Below are 10,796 nucleotides of genomic sequence, written 5' to 3' on the forward strand. Positions count from 1 at the left end.
ATATAATGAAGGTATTTTTTAATTTAGCGTGGTTTTTTAAACAAGAAAAACGGGCGTACATAACGGGAATTATTTTGTTATTTGGTGTAGCACTTCTTGAGCTTGTTGCACCAAAAGTAATTGGAGTTGTTGTAGACCAAATTAATAACCAAACGCTAACATCTGAAAAGTTGTTACAATGGGTTGTTCTTTTAGTAGTTGTCGGGATTACAATGTATATATTACGTTACATATGGCGTATTATGATTTTTGGGTCTTCTTTAAAGCTCGCGCGCCAATTACGAAAGAAATTATATGAACATTTTACAAACATGAGTCCATCTTTTTATCAATCACATCGTACAGGGGACTTAATGGCCCATGCAACGAATGATATTCAAGCAATCCAACAGACAGCTGGAGCGGGCGTTTTGACGCTTGTTGATTCGTTAGCCGTAGGTGGATGCGTGCTAGTGGCTATGGGGGTTACGATTAGTTGGAAGTTAACATTGTTAAGTTTAATCCCAATGCCGATTGTAGCGATTTCAACTAATTATTATGGTACTTTATTACACAGACGTTTTCATAAAGCACAGCAAGCGTTTTCTGAGATCAATGATAAAGTACAAGAAAGTATGAGTGGAATGAAGGTGATTCGCTCAATTGGTCAAGAAAAGGAAGATTTACAAGCATTTCGAAAAAAGTCAGAAGATGTTGTGCATAAAAATATGTTAGTTGCGCGTATCGATTCATTATTTGATCCAACAATTTCTCTTATTGTCGGTTTTTCATTCTTAATCGCTGTGTGCTATGGATCACTATTAGTTGTTCGCGGAGAACTGACAGTTGGTGAGTTAATTACATTTACAACATATTTAGGGACGCTTGTTTGGCCGATGCTCGCATTTGGTTGGCTATTTAATATTATGGAACGTGGTCGTGCTTCATATGACCGTGTGGAAAAAATATTATCTCAAACTTCAGATGTTGTGAACAAAGATGGAGCGGTACATAAAGAGGCAAGCGGTGATATAACGTTTGCAATTGATACATTTTCCTATAAGAAAAATGAAACTCTCCATTTAGAAGATATTCATTTCACACTGAAAAAGGGTGAAACATTAGGTATTGTTGGCCGCACTGGTGCAGGGAAAACGACATTGTTAAAATGTTTAATCAGGGAATATGATCATTTTAATGGATCGCTGCAAGTTGGTGGGAAAGATATTCGTGATATGACGCTGCATGGCGTTCGATCTGCTATTTCGTATGTTCCTCAAGACCATTTCCTATTTTCAGCAAGTATAGGGGAAAATATTGCATTTGGAAAGGCTGATGCTACATATAAAGAAATTGCATGTGCTGCTGATATTGCTTGTATTCATGATGATATTGTTCAATTTCCAGAAGGATACGATACGGTAGTAGGGGAACGAGGAGTGTCTTTATCAGGTGGTCAAAAACAAAGGATTTCTATTGCACGTGCTTTACTAACGAATGCTGAAATTTTAATTTTAGATGATTGTTTATCAGCAGTTGATGCAAAGACAGAAGAAACAATTTTAACAGCGCTGAAACGAGAAAGAGAGCAAAAAACAACGATTATTACAGCACATCGGTTAAGTGCCATTCAACATGCAAATCTTATTCTTGTTGTTGATGAAGGGAAAATTGTAGAGCGTGGTACACATGAACAACTAATGAGGCAAGAAGGTTGGTATAAAGAGATGTATGAAAGCCAGCAGTTAGAAGCGTTAGTTGAGAAGGGAGGCATATAATGGCTGAGAAAAAAAGAAGCGATTTATGGCGATTACTTTCTTATATGAAACCATATAAAGGCTTATTGTCACTAGCATTTCTATTTCTAGTTGGTGCAACTGTTACAGAAATGATGGGTCCGTTTTTAATTAAACAGTTTCTTGATGAACATTTAGTTCCCCGTAACTTTGAACAATCAGCACTTGTAACCTTATTTGTTGTATATATGATTGCTCATTTATTAAAGGTTTTATTTACGTATTTAAATTTATTATATTTCCAAAATATAGCTTTCAAAATTGTGCAAGATATGCGAGTGGAAGTGTATGAACATGTACAACGGTTGTCATTAAGCTTTTTTGACCGTACACCAATTGGTACCCTCGTATCTCGTATAACAAATGATACAGAAGCAATTAAAGATTTCTATGTGAGTGTGTTATCAACATTTGTAAAAAATGTAGTATTTTTAATTGGAATTTTAGTGGCTATGTTTTTACTTAATGTGAAACTTACATTGTTTTCTCTTTTATTAATACCAATTATGTTGACGATTATGACCATGTATCGCAGGAAAAGCTCTGTTTTTTATTTAGAACTTCGCAATCAATTAAGTATTTTAAATGCAAAGCTTAATGAATCGATTCAAGGGATGAACATTGTGCAAGTGTTTCGTCAAGAAAAACGGATGCGAAAAGAATTTGAAGAAGTAAATAATAAGCATTACAGTGCTGGGCGCCGTACGTTAAAATTAGATGCATTGTTTTTACGACCGGCAACAGATCTTGTTCATATTGTGGCGATTGCATTGGTGCTCGCATTATTTGGAATTGACGCTTTGAATAGTCCAGTTGAAGTTGGGGTATTATATGCTTTTGTTAACTATATTCATCGTTTTTTCCAACCTGCAAATGAAATGATGATGAAATTATCTTTCTTCCAACAAGCACTTGTTTCTTCATCACGTGTCTTTCATTTGATGGATGAAAAAGATTTAGCGCCTATTCAACAAGGGAATGGAGAGCCGAAAGTACATGAAGGAGAAATTGAATTTAAAGATGTTACATTTTCATACGACGGAAAACGTGATGTTTTAAAAAATGTATCTTTTCATGTAAAACCTGGGCAAACAGTTGCTTTTGTTGGGCATACCGGAAGTGGGAAAAGTACAATTATGAACTTGTTGATGCGGTTTTATGATATTAAAGGGGGTCATATTTTAATAGACGGTGTAAACTTAGAAAAGTTTGAAGAGAAGGAAATTCGAAAGAGAATTGGGCTCGTATTGCAAGATGCCTTCTTGTTTGCCGGAAATGTGAAACAAAACATTCGCATGTATAATGAAAGTATTACGGATGAAGAAATAAAAGAAGCAGCACGTTTTGTTCAAGCAAATACGTTTATTGAAAAGTTACCAGAACAGTATGATACAGAAGTAGTAGAAAGGGGAGCGGCATTCTCAAGTGGACAAAGGCAACTCATCGCGTTTGCTAGAACGATTGCGACAAATCCGAAAGTATTGGTATTAGATGAAGCAACGGCCAATATTGATACAGAAACGGAAGAGGCCATTCAAACAGCGTTGCAGCGTATGCGAAAAGGTAGAACAACAATTGCGATTGCACATCGCTTATCTACTATTCAAGATTCTGACCAAATCTTTGTTATGCATGATGGAGAAATTATAGAAAGAGGAACACATCAAGAGTTACTGAGTAAGCAAGGGTTATATTACAATATGTATTTACTTCAGAATAAAGGAAGCCTTCAGAAAGCCTTGTAGTATTAAGGTTTTGAAGGCCTCTTTTTTATTCTTTTAAAAATGATCACATTGCTGTAATTTCTGTTACGCCTCACATACTGAATTCGTAATGATATTCTGTTCTTTCAATACATACACCAACTTCTAAATCATCTCCAACTAATATAAAATCTTCATCATACAAATTATAACTTCTTTTTCTAGTGGGTTTTCTTAACTCAGTATTATTACCGATAAAATCTGTAAGTTTTTTGTTGAGAAACATTTGTACTATTGATGAATGAAAGGAATTAAGGAGCATAGGAAGAATATCGTTTATAAAGAATAAGACGATGCTGTCAAATTATCATACTTATTAATGGAATAAATATGAATCTTAGAAACTTTAGAAGAAAATGAGATTTGGAAATAATAGCAGTTATTGTATTGCAACAGCATAGCAATCTATAAACTCTGCGTCATCTTTCTAAAAAAGGAGGGAGTATTATGCAAGCGTTGTTTAAAAGATGTATGGTGTTGATTGCTGCATTCATTTTACTGGTTACTTCTGTTGGTGGTATTGCAACTGCTGAGACCAATGCTACGCCAATTTATAGGGAGATGCTTCCACCGAAAGAAACATTCAATCCAGGAGATTGGTTTTTAGGTGAGAAGCCTTTAAATTATGATGAAAATAGGCCACCTATTGTTTTTGTGCAAGGGAGAAATGGAAGTGCGGATAGTTGGTATGGAAAAACAGTTTATCACGATGCAAACGATATGTATGATTATGCTTATCGTGCAGGATATCAAACTGTGTTTGTTCAACTATACGATGCAGCTGGGAAGGGATCTGCAAGTCAGTGGGATAATGGCAAATTGTTGGCTGCAAAGCTAGAAGAGATTTATAATCATTTTGGTAAAAAAGTGAATATTGTGGCTCATAGTAAAGGTGGAATTGACACTCAAGCAGCACTCATTCAATATGGTGCGAATCGTTTTGTAGGAAAAGTCATTACACTGGCTTCGCCGCATTATGGATCAAATTTAGCAGACTTATCGTATAGTTGGTGGGCTGGTTGGCTGGCTTCATTACTCGGACAAAGAGACGATGGCACTTATTCTTTACAAACAGGTGAAATGGCACAATTTCGTTCTGTAATAGATAACAATCCAAATGTTAAATTAAATCGTTACTATACAGTTGCAGGTACAAGTTGGGGACCGGCTTTCTCTGCTCTATCTTTAGGTGGGCTATACCTTTCCGCGTATGGCTCCAATGATGGATTAGTGAATGAATGGAGTACAAAATTACCTTATGGAACACACTTATTTACCGATTCTAGATTTGATCATGATGATATACGAAAAGGTTCGGCGGTGTTTTCTCGAATTGAACCGTATTTACGTACTTCTACCGCCACGTTCGTTCCTTATACTTTAAATAATAATGCTAGAGAACTTGTTAATGATTTAAATACTACTTCTAATCAAACCGTTTTAGGTGGAGAACTAATACAGAATAAATGGATTGATCAAACGTTTGCTGTAGATACAAAAACAGAGGGCGTTGTCTCGGTGTTAACAGCATCTTCAGAAGTGAAAATACAACTTATTTCTCCGTCGGGAAAAGTATATACAGACGAAGATAGTAAGGTCACGATAGGAGATGAAACTTCCTACTTTAAGGGTGCGTCTATTCGGACATTTAAAATAAATCGAATGGAAATAGGGGAATGGCATGTTAAACTAATGACAGCACATGCAAAAGATGCTTATATGATTGTTAGTGATTATAAACAAAAAGCACCGTTTACTTTGAAAATGCCAGGGAAAATCAAAGCTGATAAAGTTGAATTTCAATTGAAACAATCTACTAAAGAACTAGGAAAACAAGAGGATCTTTCTTTCACTGTCCGAGTTGTTGATCGAGAAGGGAATTTAGTGTCGCAATCGAATCAGCTGCAAAGGTTAGATGAGGCTGCATTCACAGGCCTTTTGAATCATATTAAAAAGTCAGATGTATATAATGTGACGATTGATATTAAAGGTATTAACTCAGAAGGTAAAGCTTATACTCGTACGATTGTACGTTCGGTGTATATTGAAAAATAAAAAGTATGGAGGTATTACAGTTTAAAGCTTATTTTATGATTTAATTATTGAGTATATTCTTTTCAAAAAGATATAGGAATATGGAAAGAAAATGGATTATAGTAAATAATCAGGTCTAAATGTAGTAAGGCAAAGAATTATAAATTAAAATATATATTTACTTCAAAATATAAGAGGTCTTCAGGAAAAACTGCGAGAACAAGGTTTTCCTGAAGGCTTTTTTATACTATCATATCTGATTATCGACATTTTTACTCTACTTTTAAAAATTCAATATGTATTCTATCAACTTCAATTTCAACATATTTGTTAAACCATTTGCTATATTCCGAGAGATACCCATCGCTATCTGTGAAAAGTATATCCAAATTTTACAGAGAGTTATTTTAATACGTAGTATAATAGAATAAAATGGATTTTAAAAGTTTAGGTAATATTTTACTAAGCCATAAAGGAGAAAAAAGATGGAATATGTACTTATATGTGTAATTTTAGCTTTATTAGCTGGAGTATTTGTACTGTTTTATAAGAATAAACAGTTAGAATCAGAAAACCAACAAGTGGAATTTGAAAAGACAAAGTCAATAGAAAACTATCAGAGTGAGATGGCTGCAGCTGTAGCGGATTATGAAGAAAAGCAGGAGACATTAAAAAACATAGAGCGTAAAAAGTACAATAATTTAAAAGAGAGTGCAGCTAGAGAAGTAGAAAACATGAGAGTGATGAAGAATCAATTAGCGATGCAGCATAGTAAAGAGCGTAGTGAAATGCAACAGAAACACAGTAATGAGATACATATGTTACAAGATCTAATTACAAAATTAAGAGCGTATTCTAGAAATGGTGAAGAAATGAATACGCATGAAATATTACATTATATGAAACGGGGATTTGTTCAGGAAGGAATCATAACTGAAGACGAACTACATATTATTCCAAATATATTTCTTCCCAAAGTACATAGTAGAAGAGGAAATAAAATGGGGAATACTCGAGTTGATCATATATTGTTATCGACAACCGGAATATATGTAATTGAGACAACAGAATGGCAAGGAAGAATGATACACGGATTGACGAAAGAAAATGCAGGGGTATATTCATTTATGATTGATGAGATTGGTAAGTATCAAAATGAATATGAGAAGGAAGAGACATTTGTTTTTATGAAAAAGGGAGATTCAATGACTCTAATGGTAGAAAACGTAGGAAACCCCGTTTATAAAGCAAAACATCTTTCAACAATTGTATATGATTACTTGAAAGAGGTTCATTCGCAAGCTCTAAAAGAAGAAGTTAAGCCCACTGTATATTTCGGCAATGAGACAAATGGAAGTGGAAATGAAATGATCGATCTTTCCAATGAAGTACTTCCGAGGTTGAAGGATAGAGAGCAACTTGTTACGTATTTTAGAAAGGAAAGATTGGAAGGGAAAGTACTATATACAGTGCAAGAATTACAAGGGATAAAAGAAATGATTGAATGTATGGGAGAAGTGAAGTTGTAAAAAATCTGATGTGATAAAGGTGATTTTTCATTGGGAGCGTATAGAGATTTTTTATTACGGGCAACATTGTATGTTTATGTTTTTTTATATTTGTTTATATGTATCGCTTTCATATTCATCATTGGCATGACTCATTCGTCTTATAATACTGTGAGTATTTTAGTGGTATCAATTCCGTTTATTCTTTTACTGGCTCTTCAGTGGATCGTTTTTCATTTTTCTGGTGGTAATAATAAGGGCATATTTAAAAGTATTACAATTGTGGGAGCGGTATTATTCAGTATTTGTATCGTACAACTAGGTGTAAATGAGTATAATTCAAAGTTTCAAACAGATAGATGGCTAAAAGATGAACGGAAACGAGTATATATGATAGATGATCTTCTAACGAAACATAAACTAGTGGGAAAACCTAAGAAAGAGATTGTACAATTGTTAGGAAAACCAACTGAGACAAGGCGTTTTGAGGAAATGAATCAAACTGTTTATTACCTTGGAGATGAAAGAGGGTTTATTCCTATAGATAGTGAATGGCTCATTCTTCAATTTGATAATGATGATAAGGTGGTAGAGCATAGGTTATATAAAGATTGAAATGAAAAGCAGAAGATCATTATGAGTTATGGTCTTCTGTTTTTTTTGTTAATGAATGTAAAAAAGTGGAAAATGGGATTTCTTGTCTATGTGAATTGGGAAAATTTCATTATACTTTAAACTAGTTTTGTAATCTAGAAGTTTATTAGATTACTAAATAACTTTTATTATGTTAGAAAAGGAGGGAAGTTAACACGAAATGATTCAATACATAACGCGTTAAACAAGTATCATGAAAAAAAGGAATTTATAATGTTTTAGCAATGTTAATTGCACTTTAAGTGGTAAGGGTGCCAACTTCTTCATTTGCAGCCCCAGTAGAAAAAACAGTAGCAATATGGACGGATGAATAAGCGTTAAAAAGCATTGAGGAACATATGAAAGAGTATATGGAAGGCGAGGTTAGCCGAGGAGATAATCAAGTGGTTGAAAGTGAAGTGCAAGGAGAATTTCTCGTACATATTATAAAATCAACTCCTTTATACGATTCTGTTGATTTGCAGCGTGTAACAGGTGCAGAGCTTTCTGAACCAGTAGTCCAAGCTTCAAAATTCAGTGAAAACAAAGAAGTTAGATGGGAAATCAACTGCCCGTAAAAGTCTCATTGGTGAGAGCTGAAGAAAAGTATCCACTGATTAAAGTTTCACTTTATTGGTCAGAGGGATACTTAAAAAGTTGGAATTTTCTAAAAATAAATGGAATTAAAATAGGGAATGATATACAATTTATTTATTGAATATGAAGATAACACGAAAAGAGGATATACATATGGAAGATTTACAAACACTCGGTTCATTCTTTTTAGGCCTAGGTACAATGTTTGCGGGGCTAGGGGTATTGCTTGCAGGTATTGGTGTGTATACAAAATTTTCACGTGAATTAAACTGATGAAAGCATCCGTACAGGATGCTTTTTTATTTTTTTTCAATATGCTACAAAAAGGAATCGTATATTCTTTATGGAATAAGGAATGAAAATGGCAGGGGGAGTGTATATATGGATGCATTGGAACAATTTCATAATCTTACATGCCAGATTCATGACAAGATATTACTGATATAAGGTAACAAGAATGAAAAGGAGGTAAGACGGTGAAAAAAATACCAACTGAAGCCTTGAGTAAGGAATTGATGGAAAGAGAAGGGGTTATATCTATTACAGTTAAAGAATTTGAAAAAATTGAAGTCGCTGGAGTGGTAGTATCTGGGCCAGCAGTCATTTTAATTAATCAAGATTAACAGAGTACATATAATGAATATAGAAAAATAGTGAAAAGCATCCTATGTGGATGCTTTTTTATTTGCTAAAAAAGAAATATATAAGATAATAGAGCCATTGGAGGGGAAAGAAAGTGGCTATTATTATTACAATGTTTCTAATGGGGATTTTATTAGGGTTTGTTGGAGCAGGTGGAGCTGGGTTTATTATTGCAGTGCTCACTCTCGTATTTCATGTGCCAATTCACATAGCGCTCGCGACATCATTAACAGCAATGGCATTTACAACACTCTCTGGAGTGATAAGTCATTATCGAGAAAGAAATGTTGTCATGAAAATTGGCTGTGTTGTAGGAGGATTTGGTGCGCTTGGATCATATGTTGGATCTAAAATTGGTGCTGGGATTCCTGCACAGCTCCTTCATTGGTTTACGGCTGGTATGTTATTTTTATCAGCGATATGCATGTTAGTTCGTTTGTTTTTTGTGCAAAATCAAAAAGAGTGGTCTGCTAGTTTATCAGATCAGTTATCTCCATATGTATTAGGAAAAGGAGCTATGTTAGGAATTGCAACTGGGATATTAGCAGGAGCATTTGGAATTGGTTCAGCACCTTTCATTCAACTAGGATTAATGGTATTACTAGGCTTATCAATTCATCAGTCAGTAGGGACTACAATGCTTGTTATTTTACCAATTGCAATTGGTGGAGGAGTTGGATATACTTCAGCAGGATATTTAGATTACATGTTATTAGTACAAGTTTTAATGGGAACAATGCTCGGGGCATATATAGGCGCGAAGTTTACAAATTATGCACCTCGTATTATTTTGAGGTTTTCGATGATCATGACACCTGTTTTAGCTGGATGTATGTTATTAATGGAATAAGAAATAAAGTACTGGGGGAAAGAGGTGTGTCTGCTCATTTTCATAAATTGTTATGTGTAGGTTTTTGGATTGCATTACTTATATCAGGAATATACCCAAAAGATTCTTTTACATGGGTTTTAGAGGTCGCACCTGCAGCTATTTTAGTACTCATTTTAATGATTATATATCGACGTTTTCGATTTACAACGTTCACATACGTATGGATTTGGATTCATATGTTGATATTGCTCATTGGAGGCCATTATACATATGCAGAAGTACCATTATTCAATTGGCTACGCGATGCTTATGATTTAGAAAGAAATTACTATGATCGTGTTGGGCATTTTATGCAAGGCTTTGTTCCAGCATTATTAACACGAGAAGTACTTATAAAGGTAGTTGAGATTCAAAAAAAAGGATGGCTAGAACTACTTGTAATATCAGTTTGTTTAGCATTTAGTGCATTATATGAGTTGTTAGAGTTTGCAGTTGCAAAATTAACGGGGACAGGAGCAGAAGCATTCCTTGGAACACTAGGAGATGTTTGGGACACACAGTGGGATATGACACTTGCATTAATTGGGGCGATGTTGGCAATGCTATTATTTCGTAATGTTAAAAATATAAAATGATGGATTAATATGTTTTACGTATGAATTATGTAAGTAATTCATATTTCCCATATAAAAGGATTTACTATAATATAATGAGTGTAGCGTCCGAGTATTCGACGCATTACTAGTATTATATCCCTATCCCTTTTCTAAAAATGCGAACAAGTTTTGCCCTATTCTATTCAATGTTTGATTGTATAGAAATATATTGTTCGATGCCCATTATGGAGCGTACATAATGGGGAAATCCCGATCCTTAAAGAGGATGCCCCTAATCTTCATGTGAAAATATGATCGGATGAAGAAAGCTGACCAATGTTGAAGTGACCCCTGTCAAGTAGACTGTATTCAAAAAGCACAACTAAGTAACCTGAGTTCTATATTTATATGGACTC

General features: G+C 34.4%; 9 protein-coding genes and 1 pseudogene. 9 read left to right on the plus strand and 1 reads right to left on the minus strand.

Annotated features, from left to right (window positions below; all coding sequences use genetic code 11):
* Positions 1-5 precede the first annotated feature (5 nt).
* Together JDS96_RS21030 and JDS96_RS21035 are read left to right on the plus strand one after the other, a co-directional pair.
* The gene (locus tag JDS96_RS21030; protein WP_199667924.1) at positions 6-1,757 is read left to right on the plus strand and encodes an ABC transporter transmembrane domain-containing protein; all 1,752 of its coding nucleotides are present in this window, start codon (positions 6-8) and stop codon (positions 1,755-1,757) included.
* Positions 1,757-3,520: an ABC transporter ATP-binding protein gene (locus JDS96_RS21035; RefSeq protein ID WP_199667925.1), complete on the plus strand. Its 1,764-nt coding sequence runs from the start codon at positions 1,757-1,759 to the stop codon at positions 3,518-3,520. The genes JDS96_RS21030 and JDS96_RS21035 overlap by 1 nt, the downstream gene beginning before the upstream one ends.
* A gap of 70 nt (positions 3,521-3,590) precedes the next feature.
* Here the strand turns inward: JDS96_RS21035 and JDS96_RS33480 are convergent.
* A pseudogene (locus JDS96_RS33480) lies at positions 3,591-3,671 on the minus strand (YxiF family protein); the annotation flags it as partial.
* A 314-nt stretch (positions 3,672-3,985) separates the two neighbouring features.
* Between JDS96_RS33480 and JDS96_RS21040 the strand changes: the two are divergent.
* The 7 genes from JDS96_RS21040 (at position 3,986) to JDS96_RS21070 (ending at position 10,419) form a co-directional block, all read left to right on the plus strand.
* The gene (locus JDS96_RS21040) at positions 3,986-5,593 is read left to right on the plus strand and encodes an esterase/lipase family protein (RefSeq protein WP_033796330.1); all 1,608 of its coding nucleotides are present in this window, start codon (positions 3,986-3,988) and stop codon (positions 5,591-5,593) included.
* A gap of 464 nt (positions 5,594-6,057) precedes the next feature.
* The gene (locus JDS96_RS21045) at positions 6,058-7,101 is read left to right on the plus strand and encodes a nuclease-related domain-containing protein (protein WP_199667926.1); all 1,044 of its coding nucleotides are present in this window, start codon (positions 6,058-6,060) and stop codon (positions 7,099-7,101) included.
* A 30-nt stretch (positions 7,102-7,131) separates the two neighbouring features.
* Positions 7,132-7,695: a hypothetical protein gene (locus JDS96_RS21050; RefSeq protein WP_199667927.1), complete on the plus strand. Its 564-nt coding sequence runs from the start codon at positions 7,132-7,134 to the stop codon at positions 7,693-7,695.
* A 377-nt stretch (positions 7,696-8,072) separates the two neighbouring features.
* Complete coding sequence (locus JDS96_RS21055) at positions 8,073-8,291, plus strand: hypothetical protein (protein ID WP_199667928.1); 219 nt, start codon at positions 8,073-8,075, stop codon at positions 8,289-8,291.
* Positions 8,292-8,786: 495 nt separating this feature from the next.
* Complete coding sequence (locus JDS96_RS21060; RefSeq protein WP_003199195.1) at positions 8,787-8,933, plus strand: BC1881 family protein; 147 nt, start codon at positions 8,787-8,789, stop codon at positions 8,931-8,933.
* 113 nt (positions 8,934-9,046) lie between these two features.
* Positions 9,047-9,802: a sulfite exporter TauE/SafE family protein gene (locus tag JDS96_RS21065; RefSeq protein WP_098206625.1), complete on the plus strand. Its 756-nt coding sequence runs from the start codon at positions 9,047-9,049 to the stop codon at positions 9,800-9,802.
* 26 nt (positions 9,803-9,828) lie between these two features.
* Positions 9,829-10,419, plus strand: coding sequence for a DUF2238 domain-containing protein (locus JDS96_RS21070; RefSeq protein ID WP_199667929.1), 591 nt, complete (start codon positions 9,829-9,831; stop codon positions 10,417-10,419).
* The last annotated feature ends 377 nt before the right edge of the window (positions 10,420-10,796 follow it).

It is taken from the genome of Bacillus cereus group sp. N21 (assembly GCF_016483395.1).
Classification (GTDB): Bacteria; Bacillota; Bacilli; order Bacillales; family Bacillaceae_G; genus Bacillus_A; species Bacillus_A pseudomycoides.

Bases quoted from the DNA above. Each gene is read 5' to 3' on its own strand.
- JDS96_RS21030 (WP_199667924.1), top strand. From the start codon at position 6: ATGAAGGTATTTTTTAATTTAGCGTGGTTTTTTAAACAAGAAAAACGG.
- JDS96_RS21035 (WP_199667925.1), top strand. From the start codon at position 1,757: ATGGCTGAGAAAAAAAGAAGCGATTTATGGCGATTACTTTCTTATATG.
- JDS96_RS21040 (WP_033796330.1), top strand. From the start codon at position 3,986: ATGCAAGCGTTGTTTAAAAGATGTATGGTGTTGATTGCTGCATTCATT.
- JDS96_RS21045 (WP_199667926.1), top strand. From the start codon at position 6,058: ATGGAATATGTACTTATATGTGTAATTTTAGCTTTATTAGCTGGAGTA.
- JDS96_RS21055 (WP_199667928.1), top strand. From the start codon at position 8,073: ATGAAAGAGTATATGGAAGGCGAGGTTAGCCGAGGAGATAATCAAGTG.